Below are 374 nucleotides of genomic sequence, written 5' to 3'. Positions count from 1 at the left end.
CCACCAGGCCGCTCAGGCTGCTGGCCGGAACGGTCCAGCTGCCATTGGCTGCCACGGTCGCCGTGGTGGTGACCACGTGGTTGGCGCTGTCGGTGAAGGTGACGGTGACAGTCTGGCCGGCTTCGACACCCGTGGTGGTACCGCTGACCACGGCGGCGCCGCTTTCGCTGCTGTTATAGACGTGATCGCTGCCACTGCCATCACTGCTGATGGCAATGGTGGCCACCGTATCCTTGCTGTCGCTGACGCTGGCGCTGGCCGGGTTGCCGGCCACATCGCTGACGCTGGCTTTCACCGTTACCGCACCATCCACCAGGCCGCTCAGGCTGCTGGCCGGAACGGTCCAGCTGCCATTGGCTGCCACGGTCGCCGTG

The 374-nt window shown here is 66.8% G+C and carries 1 protein-coding gene; it reads right to left on the bottom strand.

Annotated elements, in window-relative coordinates:
- On the bottom strand, positions 1 to 374 hold a 374-nt coding region (locus JHD64_RS21280; RefSeq protein ID WP_199055626.1), incomplete at both ends, for a hypothetical protein.

The organism is Aquitalea sp. ASV15 (assembly GCF_016429115.1).
GTDB lineage: Bacteria > Pseudomonadota > Gammaproteobacteria > Burkholderiales > Chromobacteriaceae > Aquitalea > Aquitalea magnusonii.
This window is presented reverse-complemented; position numbering and strand designations above follow the sequence as displayed.